Source organism: Paenibacillus piscarius (assembly GCF_022234545.1).
Lineage (GTDB): Bacteria > Bacillota > Bacilli > Paenibacillales > Paenibacillaceae > Paenibacillus_AQ > Paenibacillus_AQ piscarius.
Genome location: NZ_JAIEUI010000004.1, coordinates 41,809 through 66,452 on the forward strand (window position 1 = coordinate 41,809; position 24,644 = coordinate 66,452).

22 protein-coding genes and 2 riboswitches are annotated in these 24,644 nt (G+C 55.7%); of the genes, 12 read left to right on the forward strand and 10 right to left on the reverse strand.

From position 1 onward, the window contains the following. The first annotated feature begins 156 nt into the window (after positions 1-156). The gene (gene rfbA / locus K1558_RS08530) at positions 157-1,035 is read left to right on the forward strand and encodes a glucose-1-phosphate thymidylyltransferase RfbA (RefSeq protein ID WP_238651041.1); all 879 of its coding nucleotides are present in this window, start codon (positions 157-159) and stop codon (positions 1,033-1,035) included. A gap of 21 nt (positions 1,036-1,056) precedes the next feature. Beyond that, entirely contained in the window at positions 1,057-1,611 is a 555-nt protein-coding gene (gene rfbC / locus K1558_RS08535) for a dTDP-4-dehydrorhamnose 3,5-epimerase (RefSeq protein WP_238651042.1), read from the forward strand. Positions 1,612-1,686: 75 nt separating this feature from the next. Here the strand turns inward: rfbC and K1558_RS08540 are convergent, their stop codons facing one another. The 4 genes from K1558_RS08540 to gmd form a co-directional block, all read right to left on the reverse strand. After that, on the reverse strand, positions 1,687-3,642 hold the full coding sequence (locus tag K1558_RS08540; protein ID WP_238651044.1) for a copper amine oxidase N-terminal domain-containing protein: 1,956 nt from the start codon (positions 3,640-3,642) through the stop codon (positions 1,687-1,689). Then, positions 3,623-4,801 carry a S1C family serine protease gene (locus K1558_RS08545; protein WP_420800427.1) on the reverse strand — a complete coding sequence of 393 codons (1,179 nt, stop codon included), beginning with the start codon at positions 4,799-4,801 and terminating at the stop codon, positions 3,623-3,625. Before K1558_RS08545 ends, K1558_RS08540 begins: the two co-directional genes overlap by 20 nt. 120 nt (positions 4,802-4,921) lie before the next feature. Beyond that, on the reverse strand, positions 4,922-5,131 hold the full coding sequence (locus K1558_RS08550; protein WP_238651046.1) for a DUF2759 family protein: 210 nt from the start codon (positions 5,129-5,131) through the stop codon (positions 4,922-4,924). Positions 5,132-5,386: 255 nt separating this feature from the next. Next, a complete protein-coding gene (gene gmd, locus K1558_RS08555; protein ID WP_238651047.1) occupies positions 5,387-6,385 on the reverse strand; it encodes a GDP-mannose 4,6-dehydratase in 999 nt (332 codons plus the stop codon). Between the two features lie 123 nt (positions 6,386-6,508). Between gmd and K1558_RS08560 the strand changes: the two genes are divergently transcribed. Continuing rightward, on the forward strand, positions 6,509-6,748 hold the full coding sequence (locus tag K1558_RS08560; protein ID WP_238651048.1) for a DUF3977 family protein: 240 nt from the start codon (positions 6,509-6,511) through the stop codon (positions 6,746-6,748). 183 nt (positions 6,749-6,931) lie between these two features. Here K1558_RS08560 and uvrA read toward each other — a convergent pair whose 3' ends face one another. Both uvrA and uvrB read right to left on the reverse strand, forming a co-directional pair. Next, positions 6,932-9,808, reverse strand: coding sequence for an excinuclease ABC subunit UvrA (gene uvrA / locus K1558_RS08565; RefSeq protein ID WP_238651049.1), 2,877 nt, complete (start codon positions 9,806-9,808; stop codon positions 6,932-6,934). Between the two features lie 112 nt (positions 9,809-9,920). Continuing rightward, positions 9,921-11,912, reverse strand: a complete 1,992-nt coding sequence (uvrB, locus tag K1558_RS08570) for an excinuclease ABC subunit UvrB (protein ID WP_238651051.1) — start codon at positions 11,910-11,912, stop codon at positions 9,921-9,923. A gap of 181 nt (positions 11,913-12,093) precedes the next feature. Here uvrB and K1558_RS08575 point away from each other — a divergent pair, with 181 nt between their 5' ends. Together K1558_RS08575 and K1558_RS08580 are read left to right on the forward strand one after the other, a co-directional pair. Continuing rightward, the gene (locus K1558_RS08575; protein ID WP_238651053.1) at positions 12,094-12,897 is read left to right on the forward strand and encodes a flagellar motor protein; all 804 of its coding nucleotides are present in this window, start codon (positions 12,094-12,096) and stop codon (positions 12,895-12,897) included. Continuing rightward, a complete protein-coding gene (locus K1558_RS08580; protein ID WP_238651055.1) occupies positions 12,894-13,778 on the forward strand; it encodes an OmpA/MotB family protein in 885 nt (294 codons plus the stop codon). Before K1558_RS08575 ends, K1558_RS08580 begins: the two co-directional genes overlap by 4 nt. A gap of 139 nt (positions 13,779-13,917) precedes the next feature. Here K1558_RS08580 and gcvH read toward each other — a convergent pair whose 3' ends face one another. Next, entirely contained in the window at positions 13,918-14,310 is a 393-nt protein-coding gene (gene gcvH, locus K1558_RS08585) for a glycine cleavage system protein GcvH (protein ID WP_238651056.1), read from the reverse strand. Between the two features lie 185 nt (positions 14,311-14,495). Then, positions 14,496-14,592: riboswitch (glycine riboswitch) on the forward strand. 3 nt (positions 14,593-14,595) lie between these two features. Beyond that, a riboswitch (glycine riboswitch) is annotated at positions 14,596-14,696 on the forward strand. A 105-nt stretch (positions 14,697-14,801) separates the two neighbouring features. On the opposite strand from gcvH, the gene gcvT reads away from it, so the two are divergent. The 3 genes from gcvT to gcvPB are packed head-to-tail and all read left to right on the forward strand — an operon-like array spanning position 14,802 to position 18,732. Then, entirely contained in the window at positions 14,802-15,926 is a 1,125-nt protein-coding gene (gcvT, locus tag K1558_RS08590; protein ID WP_238651057.1) for a glycine cleavage system aminomethyltransferase GcvT, read from the forward strand. Next, positions 15,923-17,275, forward strand: coding sequence for an aminomethyl-transferring glycine dehydrogenase subunit GcvPA (gene gcvPA / locus K1558_RS08595; protein ID WP_238651059.1), 1,353 nt, complete (start codon positions 15,923-15,925; stop codon positions 17,273-17,275). Before gcvT ends, gcvPA begins: the two co-directional genes overlap by 4 nt. Beyond that, complete coding sequence (gene gcvPB, locus K1558_RS08600) at positions 17,272-18,732, forward strand: aminomethyl-transferring glycine dehydrogenase subunit GcvPB (protein WP_238651061.1); 1,461 nt, start codon at positions 17,272-17,274, stop codon at positions 18,730-18,732. The genes gcvPA and gcvPB overlap by 4 nt, the downstream gene beginning before the upstream one ends. Positions 18,733-18,811: 79 nt before the next feature. Here gcvPB and K1558_RS33005 read toward each other — a convergent pair whose 3' ends face one another. Next, positions 18,812-19,618 (reverse strand): LuxR C-terminal-related transcriptional regulator, encoded by an 807-nt coding sequence (locus K1558_RS33005; protein ID WP_238651062.1) that lies wholly within the window; start codon positions 19,616-19,618, stop codon positions 18,812-18,814. A gap of 175 nt (positions 19,619-19,793) precedes the next feature. Between K1558_RS33005 and K1558_RS08610 the strand changes: the two genes are divergently transcribed. From K1558_RS08610 to K1558_RS08625, 4 genes are all read left to right on the forward strand, one after another. Beyond that, entirely contained in the window at positions 19,794-20,144 is a 351-nt protein-coding gene (locus tag K1558_RS08610) for a hypothetical protein (RefSeq protein ID WP_238651063.1), read from the forward strand. A 162-nt stretch (positions 20,145-20,306) separates the two neighbouring features. Then, on the forward strand, positions 20,307-21,332 hold the full coding sequence (locus K1558_RS08615; protein WP_338019682.1) for an ABC transporter ATP-binding protein: 1,026 nt from the start codon (positions 20,307-20,309) through the stop codon (positions 21,330-21,332). Beyond that, positions 21,333-22,142: an ABC transporter permease gene (locus K1558_RS08620; RefSeq protein WP_238651065.1), complete on the forward strand. Its 810-nt coding sequence runs from the start codon at positions 21,333-21,335 to the stop codon at positions 22,140-22,142. 19 nt (positions 22,143-22,161) lie between these two features. Next, positions 22,162-22,959, forward strand: a complete 798-nt coding sequence (locus K1558_RS08625) for an ABC transporter permease (protein ID WP_238651066.1) — start codon at positions 22,162-22,164, stop codon at positions 22,957-22,959. Between the two features lie 520 nt (positions 22,960-23,479). Here the strand turns inward: K1558_RS08625 and K1558_RS08630 are convergent. Both K1558_RS08630 and K1558_RS08635 read right to left on the reverse strand, forming a co-directional pair. Continuing rightward, entirely contained in the window at positions 23,480-24,277 is a 798-nt protein-coding gene (locus tag K1558_RS08630) for a hypothetical protein (protein WP_238651067.1), read from the reverse strand. 28 nt (positions 24,278-24,305) lie between these two features. Beyond that, positions 24,306-24,629, reverse strand: a complete 324-nt coding sequence (locus K1558_RS08635) for an L-rhamnose mutarotase (protein WP_238651069.1) — start codon at positions 24,627-24,629, stop codon at positions 24,306-24,308. Positions 24,630-24,644 lie beyond the last annotated feature (15 nt).

A 24,644-nucleotide genomic window follows, 5' to 3' on the forward strand; every position in this document is an offset into this window, starting at 1 on the left:
TTTCCGCTCCGGGTCATCGTAAGATAAGCATATACCTTTGGTTTAATAGACAAACGTAGAATAACCAGCGTAGAATATGAATAGACAAGAATAAATACGCAAAAGATCTCACGGTTCCCAAAATTTATATTTTGCAAAAGGAGAGTTGAAGCAGTTATGAAAGGCATAATTCTTGCGGGAGGAAGCGGCACCCGGTTATATCCTCTCACAATGGTGACCAGCAAACAGCTGCTGCCGGTCTACGACAAACCCATGATTTATTATCCGCTGTCCACACTGATGCTGGCAGGTATCAAAGAGATTCTCATCATCTCTACCGCCGAAGATACACCACGCTTTGAAAATTTACTCGGCGATGGCTCGCAGTTTGGAATCTCGCTCCAGTATATGGTCCAGCCAAGTCCGGACGGGCTGGCGCAGGCTTTTATCCTTGGAGAAGAATTCATCGGGGAAGACTCTGTAGCCATGGTGCTCGGAGATAATATATATTACGGCAACGGCATGACCAAAATCCTGAAGCAGGCAGCAGCCAAAACAAGCGGAGCAACCGTGTTCGGCTATCATGTGCCTGACCCTGAACGCTTTGGTGTGGTTGAATTCGATGGAAACGGCAAGGTGCTAAGCGTGGAAGAGAAGCCGGAGCAGCCGAAATCCAATTATGCAATTACCGGCCTGTATTTCTATGATAACCGGGTGGTCTCAATGGCTAAGGAAGTCAAACCTTCACACCGGGGCGAGCTGGAGATCACTTCGATTAACGAAGCCTACCTGAAGCTGGGCGAGCTTGATGTTGCCTTGCTTGGACGCGGCTTCACCTGGCTTGATACCGGAACCCACCAGAGTCTGGTCGATGCCACCAACTTCGTCAGAACGATTGAAGACCATCAGGGCATTAAGATTTCTGCACCGGAGGAAATCGCTTATGTGAACGGTTGGATCACCAAGGAACATCTGCTGGAATGCGGACATAAGCTGAGCAAGACCGGATACGGCCAATACTTAATCAAGGTTGCTACAGGTAAAATTCAATTCTAAACCATAGAAAGAGTGGATACGATGAAGTTTGTCAAAACCCATCTGGAAGATGTTCTCGTCGTTGAACCCGCCGTCTTCGGGGATCACCGCGGCTGGTTCATGGAAACCTACAGCGAAGCTAAATTCCATGAGCACAATCTGCGTTATCAGTTCGTTCAGGACAATCAATCCTATTCGGCAGTAAAAGGCACTTTGCGCGGGCTTCACTTCCAGCTAAACCCTAAGGCGCAGACCAAGCTTGTGCGTTGCACACGCGGATCAATCTTTGATGTGGCAGTTGATATCCGTCAAGGCAGTCCTTCTTACGGCAAGTGGTTCGGCATTGAGCTGACTGCTGAGAACAAAAAGCAGCTGCTCATCCCCAAAGGGTTCGCCCACGGCTTCATGACACTGACGGAGGATGTCGAGGTGCAATACAAATGCGATGAGTTGTATGCGCCTGAATGTGACGGCGGAATTCTGTGGAATGACCCTGACATCGCCATTGAATGGCCGATCGACGTTACCCCTGTTCTGTCTGCTAAGGATGAACAAGCTCCGCTGTTAAAGGATGTCCAGCATAATTTCGTCTATTAAATTGCATACTGAAAGAAGCAAACACCGTCCCGGATGATCTGCAGCCTGGGACGGTGTTTTTACATGTGGAGAATTCTACTCCCCCACCCACCCAAACGACCCCAGCACCCGCTCCAGCACAGCCTGCTGTGCAGGGGTAGCATTAGCCGTATTCAGAGTGGCGGTGAGCGTGTAGGTCACTTCATTTTTGCTGAATACGATGATCCCGGTGGTCATGGGAATGCCGCTCCGGACCTGCTGCACCGTAAGCTCAGTAGCTGGCACACCGGCAAAGATAGTTTCTCTAGTGCTTGTGATCAGCGGACGGGCAGGGTCTTGCTTGGCGTTCAAGTAATAGCTCTGCAGCTGGCTGACCGCATATTCGGACGTAATGTCCGGGCTGGCAGAGATCTGGAAGCGGCCGCCGGCGAAGCGGTAGTCTGCACTTTGTCCGTCGGCAAGCTCCTGCTGGACTGTCCATAGCTGCGGGATAGCAATTCTGTAGCCGTAAGTCCTGGAGGTTCTGGTAACCGATTTCTGGTTCAGCAGGGAGTATTCCTCTGTGGCCAGACGCCCAAAGTTATTCTTCGTCTGGGCAAAATCAATATCGATTGACTTCAACACCTCGGCGAACTGTGCCTGGACACCGGTCTCTCCGGGAGCTGCAACATATTCAAAATAATAGCGGTAACCGTTCTTCAGCAGCAAAACCTGATATTCCGTACTCCAACCATTCCCGGGGTTCAATCCGAGCTCATTGATCATCGCCGGTTCCCCGGAGACCTTCTCCGTTCTACTCTCCTTCAGATTGTAGGCCTCAGCCACATAGGTGTCCCGCAGCAGCGACTGCAGCTCCTGATTCCAGCTTGCCAGCGTAGAGCCGCTAGGGGCTGAGCTGACCTTGACACGCAGATAGCTTCCCCGATTGTCCGCATAATAGAGCTGCTGGTCATCCGCACTCCAACTGGCGGGAACCTTCAGGGCAATACCGTAATCATCGTTGTAGCCTTCGCGCAGCCCGCCACGGACGGCAGTGAGGTCGCGTAGACTGCGGTCGGCCGTGTCAAAAGCAGGCTGAAAGGAGTTCAGCAGCGCCGCATATTTTGCCAGATCCTTATAATTCGCTGCATTGTCATCCGTTAGATAGATCTCGTACAGCCGGCCGCCGGCATAATATTGCCTGCCCTCCCACAGCGCACCGCTCGAATCCTTGCTGACAATCCGGGCATACGGGGTCTTAGCCCCCGGCACAGCCTCACGGTCCAGTACCGTCTCCCCGCCTCCCTCCGAGGAGCGGACCAGATTCTCCAGCAACCCCTCAGCATCTAGCGGAGTTGCAGACGGTGAAGCGTGGACCTCCAGATAATACCCTTTCTCCGCACTCGTAAAAGTCGCCACGCTCTCATCCCCGCCGCTGTCTCCGCTCACCAGTCCGGCAGGATAGTTCATGCTCCACTGCAGATAACTGTTGCCTATCCGGGTTTTGCCTGCATCACTGTCGATCCCGCTCTGTACGGCAGCACTTGTCTCTGTCGCCGCAGGAGCCAGCGTTACCCTCAGCCCACCGCCTGACTCCGGCATAATCCGCGCACCCAGTACGCCGGACACAAACCGCAGTGGTACCATCAAGACACCGGATACCATGCGCGGGGGCGCAGCAAGCTTGATTTTGACGCCGTCCTTCCAAGCGGTCGTGCTGCCGATCGTCAAGGCTCCCGTATGCGGGCCGTACATGATTTTCACCACGTCATTCGCTTCCAGGGAGACGGTGCTGCCGAAGGCTTTTTTGAAAATCCCCAGCGGTACCATCACCGTCCCATTGTCTGTAAAAGGCCTCTGAATAACCACCGGCTTCCCGTTGATTACCGCTGACGTGCTGCCAACCTGTACCTTCAGCTCCAGCAGCGACTGCTCTGCCGCATAGACACTTCCCGCCGGAAGCAGGGTCAACAGCAGCAATATAGCCAAAAGAATAGACATTCCGCGCCGCCGCGCGGGTCTCATTCCCGCAAAAACTTTGCCTGCCGTGCCCTTATTCTTTCGTCTGGTCATCCGTATCCTCCTCCATTCCCGCAGAACTAATCAGCGGATCACCCTGGCCGAGGACGAGGCTTCTGATCACAATATCGCCGTCACTCTGCATCAGCAGCTTGACCTTGGCACCCGGCTTGTACCGCTTGAACAGCTCATTCACATCCACTAAAGCAGTGACTCTGTGACCGTCAATAGAATACAGCGCATCTCCCGCAACAATTCCCGCTTTGCGCGCATCTGCCGTAAGTACCTTGGTGACCGTCAGCGGTTCCTGCCCAGGCAGTCCGACAATCGCGGGCCAGCTCTCCTCCAGCTCCACCCCGAGACTCGGGCGCCGGACCTCGCCGTACGCAAGCAGCTGATTCATAATATACTTCACCGTCTCTGCGGGTATCGAAAAGCCCATATTCTCCACGCCCACCGCCGCGAATTTCAGGCTGTTGATCCCCAGCACCTCGCCCTTCATGCTGACCAGCGGCCCGCCGCTGTTGCCGGGATTGATCGCTGTATCACTCTGAATCAGCCGGTACGCCGCCTCCACCGAACGGTTGAGACCGCTGATTACCCCCACCGTCGCTGAATTCCTTAGAGAAAAAGAAATCGGCGTTCCAATCGCAATGACCTTCTCGCCTACCTGAAGCTCTGCCGCACTGCGGGCGAAGGTTACGGGCTTCAGCGATTTGGCTTTGATGCGGACCAGCGCGAGATCGCTGAACTCGTCCATGTATGTATCTGTGATGTTATAGCTTGTCCCGTCCGAGGTGACCACGACCGCATTCGTAAGCCCGGCCATCACATGGGCATTGGTCATAATCCACCCGTCCGCTCTGACAATAATACCGGAGCCGTGGGTCAGGTTGTACCGGTCATCCGGTCCGCCTGTTTCACCGCCATTTTTGCCGATAATACCAACCACAGACGGCGAGACCGTGCGGATAATCTGGGGAACCGGGTCTGCTGCGGGCTTGACCGGCTTATCCTTCACGGGCCGGGCTTGTGCAGCTTGTCCAGCGTTCATTACATTCACAACCATAGATGAGTCTTGACCTGCGAAGACTGCCTTCGCCTCTTGGGCGGCGGCTCCCTGCACCACACTTGGCGTGTCCGCGAACCCTAACAACAGCACCAATATACCCGGCAACACAAGCCTGCTCCGGGCCGATCCTCTTCTCCTCATCTCCATCGCCCTTCCCCTTTTTCTTCTGCTATAATCTTCAAAAAAAGACGCCTTTAGGATCGCCGGCGGCGGATAAAGGTGTCTTTAGGATGAGCTTGCATCTGAGGTTGTGTGTCTTGCTTAGCTGAACCAGTTCATAATCATTGCATAATCGGAGACTACAAACACCAGCAGGCTTACCACGCCGAAACCAATCGCAAATTTGTTCTTCTGCGGCGACTTCAGCAGCCGGACCACGCCGACCAGGATCAGGATCGTAAATAGAATCATAAACACATCGAAGGTATGAAATTTAGACGGTACTGACGCGGCAGCTTCTGCAAGCAGCATGGCCATCCCTCCCAGAAAGTGTTATCAAGCAAGTTCCTCTGCTCCATATCACCTTCTATGTTATCGTTACCATTTCCGTCACGCAATAGAAATGTTCGAAAAACAGGCCATTTGTCACAAAAATTTTTCCTGAACGCTAAAATCAGATGTATTTGAGAGAGATTTATCATTGACTCATCCTGCTATGTGCAGTTATCAAGGAGCCTGATCAACCCAAAACCTTCTTCATTGAATCATACGGCGGACATGCTGCAGTTATGCCTGAGTGGACAGGGTGGGCTTTGTGGACTTATTGGACTGGATAAGCGCCAAATCACTATCCACCATCATCTTGACCAGTTGCTCAAAATTAACCTCACGTTTCCAGCCGAGCTTCTCCCGGGCTTTGGTGCTATCCCCTAGCAACAGATCCACTTCGGCAGGTCTAACAAACTGCTGATCCACTACAACATAATCCTTCCAATTCAATCCTACATGACTAAATGCGATATTTACAAGCTCTTCAATTGAATGTGTCTCAGCCGTAGAGATGACGAAATCATCCGCTGTATCCTGCTGAAGCATCAGCCACATTGCTTTTACATAATCGCCTGCAAAGCCCCAGTCTCTTTTGGCATCCAGATTCCCCATCCGGAGCTCTGATTGCAGACCCAGCTTAATTCTGGCAACGGCATCCGACACTTTACGGGTTACAAATTCAATGCCACGGCGCGGAGATTCATGGTTGAACAAAATCCCGGAGCAAGCAAACATGTTATAGCTCTCTCTATAGTTAACAGTAATCCAGTGTCCATAAACTTTAGCAACACCATATGGACTTCGTGGATAAAAAGGGGTCGTTTCTTTCTGCGGGGTCTCTACTACCTTACCGAACATTTCACTGCTTGAGGCCTGATAAAATCTCGCCTCCGGTTTAGTCAGACGAACCGCCTCAAGCAAATTGGTAACGCCCATTCCCGTAGCCTGAGCCGTGGCAACAGGTTGAACCCATGAGGTGGCTACGAAAGATTGGGCCGCCAAGTTATAGACCTCATCCGGATCGGAGATACTCACTGCTCTCATCAAAGAACCTATATCCAGCAAATCGCCTTCAATAAATTCTATCTCATCCTTGAGATGCTTGATGTTATCCATAATTGGTATACTTGTTCTACGGCGCAGACCAAATACTTTATATCCTTTAGACAATAAAAGCTCTGCCAAATATGATCCATCTTGTCCTGTAATTCCCGTAATTAATGCACGCTTTGTCATTATACGATCTCCTTTTGCAAAGGTATTTGAGCTTACTCATACCTATTAGCAAAGCCTGCATTATATGTCTAAGCGCTTACCTGTCCATAAAAATGATTATGTAGAAAGAACGGTGACTCCCGCTTGAAATACATCGAATTCGGAATCGGAAACAGGTGGCTGGTACGAACGGAATTTGAACAGCCGGATGGTACAGAAGTTGAATTAAAAGGAGTGGTTCGCCCCGTTAAATTCCGCTCCTTGTACGTACGAGTCTGGCTCAGAAAGACAGTGTGGATTATGGATTCACAGGACGGCTTCAAAAAAACGCTAAAACCGGCTAGCCGATTCAAAATTATTCTAGGTATCCGCAGCGAGCTGTAGAACGGGTGAACGATTTTGGAGCCCTATGCCTCATACACTTGACTTACGTGCCTTTGCGCTGCCCAATGTAATCGGTTTTCCGCATACATTTGGCCCACAGCAGACGAAAGTCATCATTCCTTTAACAAAAATACCCCCAAGCTCCGTCCGGACGGGCATGGGGGTTTACTTCTTTTACTTTGTCTACACGGTCTCCGAAGGCTGAAGCTCCAGCGCCTGCGTTCGTTCCGTATCGCGGAGCAGGATGGGCTTCAGGTAACGTCCGGTGTAGGATTCCTCGACGGTAATCAGCTTCTCCGGCGTTCCGGTAGCCAGGACGGTGCCACCGCCGCTGCCGCCTTCCGGACCCATATCAATGAGGTAGTCCGCCGTCTTGATGACATCGAGGTTATGCTCGATGACGAGGACGGATTCGCCGGAATCGACCAGACGGTGCAGTACCTCCAGCAGACGGCCGATGTCATCTACATGCAGACCGGTGGTCGGCTCGTCCAGGATGTACAGGGTCTTGCCGGTGCTGCGGCGGTACAGCTCGGAGGCCAGCTTCACGCGCTGCGCTTCGCCGCCGGACAAGGTCGTTCCCGGCTGGCCGATGTTGATGTAGCCGAGGCCTACATCGAGCAGGGTCTGCATTTTGCGGTGGATGCGCGGGATATTCTTGAAGAATTCGGTCGCGTCCTCTACAGTCATCTCCAGCACATCTGAGATGTTCTTACCTTTGTATTTCACTTCCAGCGTCTCGCGGTTATAACGCTTGCCCTTGCAGACTTCACAAGGCACGTACACATCCGGCAGGAAGTGCATCTCGATTTTGATGATACCGTCCCCGCGGCAGGCCTCACAGCGCCCGCCCTTCACATTGAAGCTGAAGCGCCCCTTCTGGAAGCCGCGCACCTTGGCCTCGTTGGTCTTGGAGAACAGGTCGCGGATATCGTCGAATACGCCGGTATACGTAGCCGGATTCGAGCGCGGAGTACGCCCGATTGGCGACTGGTCAATCTCAATGACCTTGTCCAGATTCTCCAGGCCGCGAATTTCCTTGTGCAGGCCCGGACGGACCTTAACCGCCTTGTTGAGCTGGCGGGCCAGGCTCTTGTACAGAATCTCGTTGATCAGGGACGATTTGCCGGAGCCGGATACACCGGTTACTGCGGTAAAGACGCCGAGCGGAATCTTGACGTTCACGTTCTTCAGGTTGTTCTCTTTGGCTCCGCGGATCTCGATCCAGCGTTCACTGTCGGTAGGCCGCCGCTTAGAGGTAACCGGGATGAACTTGCGACCGCTCAAGTACTCCCCTGTAAGCGAGGCCGGGTCCTTCATGATCTCCTGCGGCGTCCCTTGGGCAATCACCTGACCGCCGTGCTTCCCGGCGCCCGGTCCGATGTCAATGATATAGTCGGCCGCCATCATCGTGTCCTCATCATGCTCTACGACGATGAGTGTATTGCCCAGATCGCGCATATGAGCCAGTGTCGAGATCAGCCGGTCATTGTCGCGCTGGTGCAGCCCGATGCTCGGCTCGTCCAGAATGTACAGGACGCCCATCAGGCTGGAGCCGATCTGGGTCGCCAGCCTGATCCGCTGGGCTTCCCCGCCGGACAGTGACCCGGCTGCGCGGCTGAGCGTCAGATAATTCAGTCCCACATTCACGAGGAACCCGAGCCGGCTGCTAATCTCCTTCAGGATCAGATGGGCAATCGCCGTCTCCTTCTCGCTCAAGGCAAGACTGCTGAAGAATTCAAGACAATCGCCAATGGAGAAGTCTGTCACATCGGAGATATTCCGCTCGTTAATGGTTACTGCCAGAATCTCCTTCTTGAGGCGCTTGCCTTTGCATGAATGGCAGGGCTTGGCGCTCATGAAGCCTTCAATGAACTCGCGGATGCCTTCGGAGGCCGTATCGCGGTAACGGCGCTCCAGGTTCGGAATGATCCCCTCGAACGCCACGAGTGCATCCTTGCGCTGGCCGAAGTCATTCTCGTACCGGAACCGGATCTTCTCGCTGCCTGTTCCGTACAGCAGCTTGTTCATCTGCTCCTGGGTCAGGCTGCTGACCGGCACATTCTGCGGGATCTTAAAATGCTCGCACACGGATTTCAGGAATTGCGGATAGTAATTCGAGGTACTGCCTGTCCAGGCCAGGAAGGCCCCATCCTCGATGGACTTCTCCATGTCCGGGATCAGCAGATCCGGGTCAACCACCATGTTCATCCCGAGCCCGTCACATTCCGGGCAGGCACCGAACGGGCTGTTGAAGGAGAACATGCGCGGTGCAAGCTCTTCGATGCTGAACCCGCAGACCGGACAGGCGAAGCTTGCACTGAACAACAGCTCCTCCTGGCCCATCACATCGACTAGAATCTGTCCGCCTGACAGCTTCAGCGCGGTCTCCAGGGAATCGGTCAGACGGGTCTCAATATCATCCTTAATCACGATCCGGTCAACGACAACTTCAATCGTATGCTTCTTGTTCTTCTCCAGTACAATATCTTCTGTAACCTCGCGCAGTTCCCCATCTACCCGTACGCGGACGAAGCCTTGCTTCGAGATATCCGTGAACAAGCCTTTATGCTCGCCCTTGCGGCCGGAAATAACCGGAGCCAGAATCTGCAGCCGGGTCTTCTCGGGGTACTGCATAATCCGGTCGACCATCTGCTCCACGGTCTGCGAGGTAATCTCAATCCCGTGATCCGGGCAATGAGGATGGCCCACCCGGGCAAACAGAAGTCGCAGATAATCGTAGATTTCGGTAACCGTACCTACGGTCGAACGCGGGTTGCGGCTGGTTGTCTTCTGGTCAATGGAGATGGCCGGAGAGAGGCCGTCAATCGAATCGACATCCGGCTTCTCCATCTGGCCCAGGAACTGGCGGGCGTATGCCGACAGCGATTCAACATAGCGGCGTTGACCTTCGGCATAGATGGTGTCGAAGGCCAGGGAGGATTTGCCCGATCCGCTCAGCCCGGTCAGCACGACGAAGCGGTCACGCGGAATCGTAACATCGATGTTCTTGAGGTTATGGGCCCTCGCGCCCTTGATGATTATACTTTCGTTAGCCAAGCGGTACCTCTCCTTTATGTGAACCAATTAGAATGCCTGACACTGCTATCTATCTTCAAAAAGAACGGCCTGCGAAGCACCGTTCCATGAATCGTTACCTTTCGGGTCAAGCTCACTCTGCCCGCAGTTCAAGCAGCGCATCGCGCAGCTCGGCGGCGCGCTCGAATTGCAGGTTCTTCGCCGCGTCCTTCATCTCCGCCTCCAGACGCTGCATGAGGCTCATCTTGTCCTTCTTGCTCAGCTTGCCGCCTGCGCCGGTAAGGTAATCGGCCTTGGACTCGGCGACCTTGGTCGCCTCGATGATGTCGCGTACCTTCTTGTTGATCGTCGTTGGCGTGATCCCGTGCTGCTCATTATAGGCCATCTGAATCTCCCGGCGGCGCCGGGTCTCGCTCATCGCCTTGTCCATGGATTCTGTAATGTTATCACCGTACATAATGACCCGGCCCTCCGAGTTACGGGCGGCCCGGCCGATCGTCTGGATCAGCGAACGCTCCGAGCGCAGGAACCCTTCCTTGTCAGCGTCAAGGATGGCAACCAGCGATACCTCCGGCAGGTCAAGGCCTTCTCTCAGCAGGTTAATGCCCACCAGAACATGGAACACACCGAGCCGCAGATCGCGCAGAATCGCCATGCGCTCCAGCGTCTTGATGTCCGAGTGCATATAACGCACCTTGATGCCGATCTCCTTGAAGTAATCGGTCAGGTCCTCAGACATCTTCTTGGTCAGCGTGGTCACCAGCACACGCTCATCACGCTCTACCCGCTCGCGGATCTCGCTGATCAGATCATCGATCTGGCCCTCGGTCGGACGCACCTCGATAATCGGATCAAGCAGGCCGGTAGGACGGATAATCTGCTGCACCATCGTGTCGCAGTGCTCGGCCTCGTAAGGCCCCGGCGTAGCGGACACATAGATGATCTGGTTGACCTTCTCTTCGAATTCCTCGAATTGCAGCGGCCGGTTATCCAGCGCCGACGGCAGGCGGAAGCCATGCTCAACAAGCACTGTCTTGCGGGCGCGGTCACCGTTGTACATCGCCCGGATCTGCGGCAGCGTGACATGGGATTCATCAATGACGATCAGCATATCGTCCGGGAAATAGTCCATTAATGTATATGGAGTCGCTCCCGGCTCACGGAAGGTCAGCGGACCGGAATAGTTCTCGATCCCGGAGCAGAAGCCGACCTCCTTCATCATCTCGATATCATAACGGGTCCGCTGCTCCAGCCGCTGGGCCTCCAGCAGCTTGCCCGACTCGCGCAGCACAGCCAGCCGTTCCTCCAGCTCCCGTTCAATATTGACCAGCGCAACCCGCATTGTCTCCTCCTGGGTAACAAAGTGGGACGCCGGGAAAATCGCAATATGCTCACGCTCGCCGATCAGTTCACCTGTGAGAACATCAATCTCCGTAATGCGCTCGATCTCATCTCCGAACAGCTCCACACGAATCGCGTGCTCCCCCTGTGAAGCCGGGAAGATCTCGACCACATCTCCGCGTACCCGGAACGTACCGCGCACAAAGTTCATATCATTCCGCTGGTACTGGATATCCACCAGACGGCTTAGAATCTGGTTACGCGGCTTCTCCATGCCGACACGCAGCGACAGCAGCAGGCTTCCGTATTCCTGCGGCGAACCGAGGCCGTAGATACAGGATACACTCGCTACAATAATAACGTCGCGCCGTTCAAACAACGAGCTGGTTGCCGAGTGGCGGAGCTTGTCAATTTCTTCATTTATGCTGGAGTCTTTCTCAATGTAGGTGTCGGAGGAAGGAATGTACGCCTCTGGCTGGTAATAATCGTAGTAACTGACGAAGTAATCCACGGAATTGCTCGGAAAAAATTCTTTGAACTCGCTCGCCAGCTGCGCCGCAAGGGTCTTGTTGTGCGCAATCACCAGCGTAGGGCGGTTCAGCTTGGAAATCACCTGTGCGATGGTAAAGGTCTTCCCTGTACCTGTCGCTCCCAGCAGCGTCTGGTGCTTCTTGCCCTGCCGGATGCCGTCCACTAGCTCTTCTATGGCATGAGGCTGATCGCCCTGGGGGGTATACTCGGACTCCAGTTCAAAAGTCTTCGTACTGACGACAAGATCATTCATTTGCCCGTCTCCCCTCTATCGTCTAAAATATATGAATATATTATAATTGTAACCCAATGGCTTCCCTCTCAATACAAGGCTGAAAAATATGGAAGATAGGAATGCACGTTCCCGTTTATTATACAGTGTAGCCCTGACTGTTGCAAACCATAATATATAGAAATTTAAGGAGCCTGAATATATGGATATCACTACAATTATCGGCCTCTTGGCCGGGATTGCCGCTATGGTCGGCGGCTTCCTGTGGGAGGGCGGCAGCCTGTCCGGCCTGCTGCAGCCGAATGCTGCCCTGATCGTATTCGGCGGCACCCTCGCCGCCGTGCTGGTCAGCTTCCCGGCCTCCCGCCTCCGCAGCGCAGCGGCGGGGCTCCGGCTCGCTTTGAGCAGGCAAAATGACACCAGCCGTGAGCAGGCCGAAGAGCTGATCTCCATGGCCACGGCCGCCCGGCGCGGCGGTGTGCTGGCGCTGGAGAAGCGGGCGGAGGAGCATCCCGATCCCTTCACCCGCGAAGGGCTGTTCCTGGTTGTGGACGGGAACGATCCCGCTGAGGTCCGGCAAATTCTGGAGCTGCACATGGACGCCCGGGAACTGAAATATGAAGGCTACGCCAAGGTTTTTGAAGCAGCCGGCGGCTATGCCCCTACCATGGGGATCATCGGCACCGTAATGGGACTGATCCGTGTGTTAGTTAACCTGACGGACCCTTCTCACCTGGGCGCTTCAATCGCTGTAGCTTTTACAGCAACACTCTATGGCGTGGCCAGCGCCAACCTGATCTTTCTGCCCATTGCCTCCAAAATCAAATCCCGCAGCCAAAGCGAGCTGAACCGCATGGAAATGCTGCTGGTCGGCATCCTGTCCCTGCAGAACGGGGATCATCCGCATCTGGTCCGCCAAAAGCTGTCGTCCTTCCTTCCCGATAACATCCGCAGCTCAGATGCCGGAGTGAAGCCTGACAGTCCTCCCCGGGGAGAAAAGCTATGAGGCAAAGAAACCGCAGGCAGCGCAACGTTCCGGCCAGCACCGAGAGCCATGACCGCTGGATGATTACCTATGCCGATCTGATCACTCTGCTGCTCATTTTCTTCGTCATTTTATATGCCATGAGCAGCCTGGACACGCAGAAATATGCGATTGTTACCGGGTCGCTGTCGGATACCTTCAAGAGCGGCAGTGCGGTTCTGGAGGGCGGAAACGGATTGCTGGACGGATCCAAAGACAGCGATGGGGCGGCGTCCTCAAAAGGACAGGAGGAAGGCGGCAGCTCTTCGGCAGGACAGCCTGCGGGCGGGAGCGGGCAGAATGGAGCCGCAGCCGGCAGCCCCGCACCGGGACAGCAGGAGGATACGGGGGAGCATCAGCCTACGGCGCGTGAGCTTGCTTTTCGTGAGCAGGAGGAGAAGCTGGCCGCCCTTATGGGTGTGATCACACAATATGTGAAGGAGAATAATCTGGGGGAACAGATCTTTGTGGCGGACAAGCCGCAGGGGATAGCGATTACCCTGAGCGACCGCTTCCTGTTCGATGCGGGCCGGGCTGAGCTGAAGCCGCCTGCCTTCCCTGCGCTGCGCCAGCTGTCCGGTCTGTTCCGCGGCATCGGGGCGACGATCAGCATCGAAGGCCACACCGACAACGTCCCCGTAACTCCCGGGTCGGTATACAGGGACAACTGGGAGCTGTCCGGCGCCCGCGCCATGTCCGTGCTGCGCTTCTTCCTGGACACGGAGGGGCTGAGTCCTGAGCATTTCCAGTATGCCGGTTATGCCGATACCCGGCCTGCCTATGACAATTCAACAGCCGAAGGACGGCAGCGGAACCGCCGGGTGGAACTGATTGTACTGCGACAGCTTCAGGAAGAAGACTAGTTGATCTATCCCGCTTAATGCAGACAAGCCAAACAGGCAGACCTCTCACATTAGTAACATCTAATGTCAAGAGTGTCTGCCTATTCTGCCTGTTTAAGTATATTCTCATCCAGCCTTTGCCCGTTGAGTCCGCGCCGTATTATTCGCCGATCAGTTGCTTGTAAGCAGCCGCATCCAGCAGGCCGGATACTGCGTCTGCGAATTCACCGTCCAGCTCCAGCTCAAAAATCCACCCGTCCCCGTACGGCTGATCGTTGATCAGCTCCGGGCTGGCCTCCAGGGCATCGTTGATTCTGGTGACTTTACCCGATACAGGGGAATACAGCTCCGACACCGTCTTCACGGATTCGATGCTGCCCACACTGTCGCCTGCGGAGATGGCTGCGCCGACTTCCGGAAACTCTACGAACACGATGTCGCCAAGCAGATGCTGCGCATGATCCGTAATCCCTACACGTACAACGCGTCCCTCACCCTGCTGTGCCCATTCATGCTCTTCGCTGTATAGCAGGTTGTCCAGCACTTCACTCATTTCTTTCGCCGCCTCTTTTCCATGTTTGGAGTTCTAAATTTAGTTATAGCCTAAGTTATCACCTTGCCTAATGTCAATATAACTGACAGTAAAATTAAATTTGTCAAACTTTTGACGATTTTGGATTGACAGCACACTTGTAAACCCGGTTTAATGGAGACAGCAGAATAACATATGGTTTGCGGATGATGGCAGAGGGAGAGACTGTCTCACGGAAGACAGCGCCGAAGGAGTAAGCCCGGGACGGGTGAATCTCTCAGGCAAAAGGACCTTGGCCGGACGCATCTCTGGAGAGCATCCAGACGCCTGCAATGCAGGCCTTACGGATCACCAACGGGGAAACCTGCACCTTGCTGCAGGGTAACTCTCAGGTACAAAGGACAGAGCGAAAGTCTATTTTATGCGCGTTGTGCATGGATGGATTTTTGCCTGTCCTTTTTCGCATGTCCACCGGCTAAGAAGTGATGTAAACAGACCAAGGGAGTGACGAGATGGAGTCTTTGAGAAGAACGCCTTTGTATGACCTCTATTCCGCGTATGCGGAGGCCAGATGCATCGATTTCGGCGGCTGGGAGCTGCCGGTGCAGTTCACCGGCATTGTGAAGGAGCATGAAGCGGTCCGGCAGCAGGCCGGGCTGTTCGATGTATCCCACATGGGGGAATTCATGGTGACCGGAGCAGGTGCGGAAGCCTTCCTCCAGCGCGTAACCACGAATGATGTCAGCCGCCTTGCGGACGGCGCCGCGCAATATACCCTCATGCTCTATCCGAACGGCGGGGTCGTTGACGATCTGCTCGTCTACCGGCTCGGCACTGAGCGCTATATGCTTGTCGTCAATGCCTCCAACATCGATAAGGACTTCGAGTGGCTGCAGCAGCATCTGACCGCTGAATTCAGCGGAGTCACCCTGAAGGATATTTCCGGTGAGACCATCCTGATCGCCTTGCAGGGACCGCTGGCTGAGACCATTCTTGCCCAGGTCACGCAGGCTCCCGTTCAGGAGCTTAAGCCCTTCCACTTCCTTGAGCACGCCGAGGTCTGCGGCGCTGATGTCCTGCTCTCCCGCACCGGCTACACCGGTGAGGACGGCTTCGAGCTGTACGCCCCGGCGGAGGCAGCGGCTGCAATCTGGAACGGCCTGCTGGCCGCAGGCGCTCCGCATGGCCTGACCCCGGCCGGACTCGGCGCACGCGACACACTCCGCTTCGAGGCCAAGCTGCCGCTGTACGGCCAGGAGCTGTCGGCGGAGATCACGCCGCTGGAGGCAGGGCTCCAGTTCTTCGTGAAGCTGGACAAGACGGACTTTATCGGCCGCGAAGCCCTGCTGAAGCAGAAGGAAGCAGGCCTGCCGCGCCGCCTGGTCGGGCTGGAGATGATCGACCGCGGCATCCCGCGCTCCCACTATCCCGTGTATGCGGACGGGGTGAAGATCGGTGAAGTCACGACCGGCACCCAGTCCCCGACCCTGAAGCGCAATCTCGGACTCGCTCTGCTGGACGCCGCCTATACGGAGCTGGGCACAGAGGTGTTCGTGGAGATTCGCGGCAAGCAGCTCAAGGCTGCCGTAGTCAAAGCCCCATTCTACAAAAAGAGCCAAGGAGTGAAGCCGCAATGAAGCACCGCTATCTGCCCATGACGGAGCAGGACCGCGCAGAAATGCTGGAAACCGTCGGAATTCAATCCGTCGAAGAGCTGTTCGCCGATATTCCGCAGTCGGTCCGCTACCAGGGAACGCTGCCGGTATCTGAGGCACTGGATGAGTACGCACTCCTTCGCCATATGAAAGCCCTGGCCGACAAAAACGCCGATTTCGACACCCATGCCAGCTTCCTGGGGGCCGGATTATATGACCATCACGTTCCGGTCGTCATTAACCATGTCATTTCCCGTTCTGAATTCTATACTGCCTATACGCCTTACCAGCCGGAGATCAGCCAGGGCGAGCTTCAGGCGATCTTTGAATTCCAGTCCTATATCTGCGAGCTGACCGGCATGAAGGTGGCCAATGCCAGCATGTACGACGGCGCAACAGCCCTGTCCGAAGCCGCTGTACTGGCCGCAGGCGCAACCAAACGCAAAAAGCTGATTGTCTCCCGCACCGTTCATCCGGAAGCGCGCCAGGTGCTGCGCACCTCCGCCAATGCCTGGGGCCTGCAGATTGTGGAGATTGGCTACAAGGATGGTGTTACTGATCTCGCCAAGCTGGCTGAAGCCATTGACGGCGAGACCGCCGCTGTCCTGGTGCAGTCGCCGAACTTCTTCGGCGGCATTGAGGACCTGCGTCAGATCGAACCGCTGGTTCATGCAGCCAAAGGGCTGCTTGTGGTCAGCGCGAATCCGATCGCGCTCGGTGTGCTGGAAGCGCCCGGCAAGCTGGGCGCAGACATTGTGGTCGGCGACGCGCAGCCGCTGGGCATCGCTGCCTCGCTGGGCGGTCCGACCTGCGGATTCTTCGCCGTGGCTGAGCCGCTGATGCGGCGGATGCCGGGCCGGATCGTCGGCCAGACGGTGGACCGCAGCGGCAAGCGCGGCTTCGTGCTGACGCTGCAGGCGCGGGAGCAGCATATCCGCCGCGAGAAGGCGACGTCGAATATCTGCTCCAACCAGGCGCTGCTGGCGCTGTGCGCTTCTGTCTACTTGTCTGTGATGGGCAAGGAAGGCATGCGCGAGGTCGGCGGGCTGAACATCCGCAAGAGCCATTACGCTGCCGGACGGCTGGCTGAGGTTAAGGGTGCAGAGCGTGTCTTCACCGCCCCGTTCTTCAATGAATTCGTCCTGAAGCTCCCGGAGGGCAGCAGTGTAAGTGCGGTGAACTCCAAGCTGCTGAAGGCAGGCTATCTGGGCGGCTACGACCTGGGCCGGGATTATCCCGAGCTGGCCGGACATATGCTGATTGCCGTAACCGAGAAGAGAAGCAAAGCCGAAATTGATGAATTTGCCGAAGCACTGGAGGGCTGTCTATGAAACCGGAACAGAGTCTGATTTTTGAATTAAGCCGCCCCGGCCGCTCGGCCTACTCCCTGCCTGTATGCGATGTGCCGGAGGAAGAAAGCCTGGAGGCGCTGATTCCCGGAGGCCTGCTGCGCGAAGAGCCGGTGGTGCTGCCGGAGGTCTCCGAGGTCGATGTCATCCGCCACTATACCGCGCTGTCCCGGCGTAACTTCGGGGTCGATAACGGCTTCTATCCGCTCGGCTCCTGCACGATGAAATACAATCCGAAGATCAACGAGGATGTCGCCCGCTTCCCGGGCCTTGCGAAGATTCACCCGTATCAGCCGGAGGAGAGCATCCAGGGTGCGCTTGAGCTGATGTACACGCTGCAAAAGGATCTCGCCGGACTGACCGGCATGGACGCCGTCTCCCTGCAGCCTGCTGCCGGAGCACACGGCGAATGGACCGGTCTGATGATGATCCGCGCCTACCACGAGAGCCGCGGCGAGGTCCGCTCCAAGGTGATCGTGCCGGATTCCTCGCACGGCACCAACCCGGCCAGCGCCGCAGCGGCCGGCCTGCAGACCGTCACCATCCCCTCCAATGAGAAGGGTATGGTGGATCTGGAAGCATTGAAGGCAGCGGTGGGCAGCGACACGGCGGCGCTGATGCTCACGAACCCGAGCACGCTCGGACTGTTCGAGACGCAGATCGTCGAGATCGCAGCGATTGTGCACGAAGCAGGCGGCCTGCTCTATTATGACGGCGCGAACTCCAACGCTATTATGGGCATCACCCGCCCGGGCGATATGGGCTTCGATGTCGTGCATCTCAACCTGCACAAGACGATGAGCACGCCGCACGGCGGCGGCGGACCGGGAGCCGGACCGGTCGGCGTGAAGGCGAAGCTGATCCCGTTCCTGCCGCAGCCTACGGTGGCACGCAGCGAGGACGGCAGCTTCACGCTGGACTGCGGCGGGCCGGAATCGATCGGCCGCGTCAAAGCCTTTTACGGTAACTTCGGCATTCTGGTCCGCGCTTATGCCTATATCCGCACCTACGGGCCGGAGGGTCTGCGCGAGGTATCGGAGAACGCGGTGCTGAACGCCAACTATATGATGCACCGGCTGGCACCATACTTCGAGATCCCCTTCCCGGGGGTCTGCAAGCATGAATTCGTGATGTCCGGCAAGAACCTTAAGCAATACGGGGTGCGCACTCTCGATGTAGCTAAGCGGCTGCTGGACTTCGGCTATCATCCGCCAACCGTCTACTTCCCGCTGACCGTAGAGGAATGCATGATGATTGAGCCGACCGAGACCGAGAGCAAGGAGACGCTTGACGGCTTCATTGAGACGATGATCCAGATCGTCAAGGAAGCGGAAGAGACACCTGAGATCGTGATCAATGCGCCGCATACGACAGAGATCAGCCGTCTCGATGAGACACAGGCCGCGCGGAAGCCGGTACTGAACTGCTCCTGCGGATAGACCGCGTGCATATGACAAATAGCCGGGCCAGAGATACCTCAGTATCGCTGCCCGGCTATTCTGTATGTATATGCGCTTACTACGGCGTCAACCGTTTGACGAACTGGAAGCGGTCATTCACTCTCATTTTACTGTAGATGCTCTTCAGCATATTACGTACTGTTCCTTCGCTGATCCCCAGATCACTCCCAATGTGCAGCGCGCTCTTCTCCAGCAGCCACAGCCGTGCGACCTCCTGCTCCCGCGCCGTCAGCTTATACTCCATCAGGGTACTGTCTAGCCGGTACTGCTGCATCTCCGGGTTCCTCTCCATCCATTTCTCCAGCATATTCTCGGCAATCTGCTGCACAAACGGTACAGCGAATTCAATAGGCTCCGAGATATCAAAAGAAACATCTACATAACCGTACACGTTATCATGATCCTGCAGCGGGGCGCAGACACAGTTCCAGTTGCGGAAGGCCTCATCCGAATGCTCCTTTCCCCGCACGACCGCGATGCCCTTCGTCTCCATCGCCAGCGAAACCGCATTCATGCCGGCCTGCTCTCTGCCGAGACTAACCCCCGGCCGCAGCTCCGCCTGCTCCATCTCTTCCCGGGTCACCTTCGAGGAGTAGACCAGCTCCAGGATGGTGCCCGCCTTGTCTGTCAGAAACACTACATACGGAATCGACAGCAAATGGCTTAATTTGCCCATCTCACTGCGTATTGAAGCAATCATGGCTCTATGATAGATATGCTCTCTGGAATCTGCCGCAGGATCCGCCGTGCAGCTCCCGCCATTCCAATCCGTCAGAGCCGCATCCAGCGGCCGGAAGGCTTCAAGCTGGCTTGATTCCAAATCTCCAGGCACACTCCATGCTCTCGGCTGATCAAAAGTATTCACTCGATGATCCCCTCCATATTTACCATTTCCTATATAACCGATTTTAAGAGAAAGCATTATAACATACAATTACGGAATAATGAACATTCGGCAAAGGACCTGTAAATTCGCACTTCAGCGCTGTAAAATGTAGAAATCTGCTATCACCGATTACATATTACCAGGAGGTTCGACATTGCTCCGCATCAGTTATCTATCGGCTGTCTTGAATCTGGTCACCGCCTTTGTGTCTTTCCTGCGCTTCGGCAGCAATCAAGCCCTGCTAATCATGACCGGCTGTTCGCTTCTGCTGCTGGCCGGCTGCCGGATACTGCATGGCAGAGCGGCATTGACTCTGGTTCCCCTAATTACCATTAGCTGTTCTTTCCTTTTATATAATGTGGTATATGTGCTATTGAAGCAAATCCACCTTGTGGACCTGTACGCGGTGGGCTGGAGACTTGCGGTCCAACTCCTCCTCCCCCTGCTCTTAGGCTTCACCCTGAAGTCCATTCTCAAACGAAGCGGCAATTCCCGGTTAGTCTAACCGTCCGGGGAGAGCCGTTTTTTTTCGATTCGTCATAGTTCTATGTATTTATTGCGGAGACGACCAGAATCGATAGTTTTCGACATCCGGACAATGCTATATTTAAATCTATGTGTGATATAGCGCTTTCAATGTTGAAATACAGGAGGATTCACCTTGAGCATGATTGAAGTCAGAGGACTGACCAAGTCCTTCCAGCAGGCAGTGAAGGAACCGGGCCTGAAGGGGGCGGTGAAGCATCTGTTCCTGCCCCGGCATATTGAGAAGGTGGCGGTGAAGCCGCTGGATCTGTCGATCGAGGCCGGTGAGACGGTGGCTTATGTCGGCCCGAACGGGGCCGGGAAGTCCACTACGCTGAAGATGCTGACCGGCATCCTGCGGCCCTCCGCGGGCAGCGTATCGGTAAACGGCCTCAACCCTTATACACAGAGAATGGCGAATGCCGCCCAGATCGGCGCTGTCTTCGGGCAGCGTACCCAGCTCTGGTGGGATATTCCGATCTCCGAGTCCTTCTCGCTGCTGAAGGATATCTATCAGATCCCGGATGCCCTCTACCGGAAGAACCTGGACCTGTTCATAGACCTGCTAGGCATGAACGAGTTCATTCATCTGTCGGCCCGCAAGCTCTCCCTGGGCCAGCGGATGCGTGCCGATCTGGCCGCTGCCCTGCTGCATAATCCGCCGATTCTGTATCTCGATGAGCCGACCATCGGCCTGGATATCTCCGTGAAGCAGAAGATCCGGGAATTCATCAAGCAGATTAACCAGGAGCAGCAGACAACCGTAATGCTGACCACCCATGATCTGGGCGATATCGAGGACTTATGCAAGCGGCTGATTATCATCGACCACGGGGCGATTATTTATGATGGTACGCTGAGTGAGGTCAAGGCCCGTTTTGCCGCCACCCGTGTCATCTTCTTCCAGGTCCGCGAGTCTATGCCGGAATTATACCAGCTGCTGGAGCAGACACCGGGACTGAAGCTGGAGCAGCAGAGCGGGAAGGAGTTCTCGGTGGCTTTTGACAGACATGAGTACAGTGCCAGTGAAGTGGTCAGCAAGGTGATGAATTACGGCGAGGTGCTCGATTTCCGCATGGAGGATACCCAGATTGAGCATGTCATTAAGGCGGTGTATGACGGCCATCTGAACCTGAATGAGCGCCGGGGAACCGGGAGGAACGGATAGATGCCAACTGCAGCTAAGCTCAGGAAATACAGAAGCATCGCCAGCCGCTCCCTGCAGAATGTCATGGCCTACCGCAATTCATATATCATTAATATCCTGGCGAATACGATCAATCTGGCCGCGATCTTCTTCCTCTGGCAGGGGATCTACGGCGGGCGTGAGGCGCTGGGCGGCTACACCTGGGATCAGATGAAGACTTATCTGCTGGTCACCTTCCTGGCCAATTCCGTGTTGTCCTGGTACTCCGAGACGGCGATTTCCGGCAAAATCCTGGACGGCAGCGTCGCCATGGATTTGCTGAAGCCAGTGGACTTCCAGACAGCGCGATTCGCCGAGACCCTGGGCGCAAGTCTGCTCGAAGGGGCTATGAGTACGGTGCTGCTGGTCCTGTTCACCACCTTCGTCACCGGCATTGCTTTTCCCCATTCGCTGACCGTCTATCTGTTGTTTGCCATCAGCCTGCTCAGTGCGGTTGTTGTCAAGTTCGGAGTGGTCTATCTGGCGGCGCTGTTATGCTTCTGGTCCACCGGCTCACTCGGCATTGTCTGGACCCGGATCGCGCTGACCAATCTTCTGTCTGGTGCTTTGGTTCCGCTCGCCTTCTTCCCGGATTGGCTGGAAAAGCTGGCTCTGTTGCTGCCCTTCCAGGCCATCATTCATACACCGACGATGATCTTCCTGCAGCAGGTAGATACGGTAGAGAGCTTGCGGCTGATCGGCATTCAGCTGTTCTGGGGAGCGGCGCTCTGGCTGGCAGGCAAGGCCCTGTGGAGCTGGGCGGTCCGCCAGGTGACGATCCATGGAGGCTAAGGCAGGAGGAGGACGCAGAATGAAAATCACACAAATGCTCTATCTCTACAAAAGGCTGTATGTGCAGCAGCTCAAAGCGATTCTGGAATATAACAAAGACTTCTATATCCTGATGTGCTCCGCCGCCCTGACGCAGGTGCTGGGGTTCGTCTTCCTCTGGGTCATCTACGACCGGATTCCGGACATCCACGGCTGGCGCTTCTGGGAGGTCACCTTCATGTATGCGATGATCTTCCTGACGGAGGGCGTCGGTTCGTTATTCTTCGAAGGCTCCTGGCGGATGAGCAGGCTGGTGAACATGGGCGAGCTGGACCGTTATCTGCTGCGGCCGGTTCCCGTTATCCTGCAGGTGTTCTGCACCGGGATCGGCATCAACGGGCTTGGCAATCTGCTGATCGGCGGCGTCATCGTCTGGCAGTCGCTGGTGCACAGCCCCATCCAGTGGAGCGCGGGCAAGGCGGCGGTGCTGCTGCTGCTGTTCATCACGGCAGTCATCATCCGGGTGTCGATCAATCTCGCGGGCAATTCCGCCGCCTTCTGGATACGTAATGCCGGGAATGCTTTTCCGCTGATGGTGCATAACCTGTCCGATCTGGCGAAATACCCGATTACACTGTTCCCGCAGGCGATCCGTATCTTCATCTCTACCGTGCTGCCCTACGCCTTCATCAGCTTCTACCCGGCTACCTACATCTTCGGCAAAAGCGGCTGGTCCGGCTGGTGGCTGCTCGCCCCCGCCGCAGCCGTAGGAAGTGCGGCAGCAGCGTACGGAATCTTCCGGTACGGCCTGTCCAAGTATGAGAGTACGGGGAACTGAGTGGTGTTACAGGTGTGTGGCTATGCGTCGGGCGTGGTAGCACGGCGGTGTACAGCAAGGCGGCGGGCGTGGCTGTGTGGCAGTCCGCCGCTCACTTGCAGCGTCTTCCGGCGGTGGCCTGAGGTTACGCGAAGTTGGAGTGGGCGCAGATAGGTTGAGATAGCGGCAGGTGTAGGCAGGAATGGGTAACTGAAGTAGCTGAGGGTAGAGGGGGCTAGCTGGTGCAGGCAGGAGGGAAGGCCGGTATCCAGAGTTAGCCGCATTGGCAACATTTCACTCAACCGGCCCCCTCCAGCAACATCTGGGGGATTTATCCCTTTCATTCCTCCAATCCGCCCATTAACGGCCGCACCTGAGGGATTTATCCCTTTCAACTCGCTCACCAGCCCCTTCCTGTGCTTGTGAATGCCTTCCTCGTACTAAGCAATCTCCCCAAATTAGTAAAACCTCCCTCTGAACTATCGGAAGCAGACTTCCGGCTCAAAGGGAGGTTTATTCTATACAACCCATATTATGGACTCTACTGTGCAATAAATTGCCGCTTCTCAAGATCAAGCTCATACAGCTGCGGTCCTGGTTCCGGGTCGCCCCCGGCGCCCTCTGGCAAGTGTACCGCTAACTGTTCGTTCTGGTTGGCTGGGGGCGGCTGAATTTCGGAGTAGACCAGGGTATCGTGTTCAATCCCCCCCTGTATGAAGGTTAAGGGGAACACTTCCCCATTCTCCTTATCCATAGCAAAAGCATACGCCACCAGTCCGTGCCCCGACTTGTATTGAGGCGCAAGCAGATACACCTCTGCCTTCTCAAAGGGGACTGCCGCGAATTCCAGCACGCGGTCTGTCGGCTGCACGAATAAGAAGGCCGGCAGCTTCAACAATACCTGATCCTGATCCCCCGACCGGTATACGATGGAGTAGTCCGCCTGATACGTCTGCTCCCCTTCCAAGCCATCGTTGCTGGAAACCGCCAGATGGCCCCGTTCCTCTGTGCTGCTTGAGATCATCAGCAGCTCACCTGATCCTGCGGCGCTTCTCGCCCGGATCGTCTCTTCCGGATTCACCGAATCGATAATGACCGATCCGGCCAGCCCCTCCAGCGGGAACTGCCTCGTGATGTTTGCAGCAGCGGAGGAGGCCTCAGGTGCGGGCTGTACCATCGCCGTTGGCACAGCCGCAGGAGTAGCCTCCCCCGAAGATACCGCCTCCGCTGTTGGCGCAGCCGTGCCGGAGCCTTCCCGGCTGCTGCAGCCCAGCAGCAGCCCAAGTGACAGAAGCATACCTGCCGCCAGTGGTGTAGCAATCGATTTGATCGGTCTCATTCCCCTCTGGATAACTTTACAACCCGGACTACTTCAGATAGAAAACCTCGCGCAGCGGCACCATCGGAACCGCATCGTTGAAATCGAAGGAGCCCTCCACCATCTTCGAGGTAATCGCATTCCAGCGGTTGCAGGCCTCACTCCGGGCAATGTAGGCGAACGCCGCCTCTGTATCCTCACATTCAAAGCAATAGAAGAACTGGTTGCCGTTCTGAAAAATCGAATAGTTATGAATGCCCGCCTTGCTATGCTCCTCCAGGATCTCCGGCCACGGCTCCAGATGCATCTGCACATATTCCTCCAAACATTCCTCTTTCACCTTCCAGGTCCAAGCCAGCTTGTTGCTGCCCATTCTGACGCCCTCCCC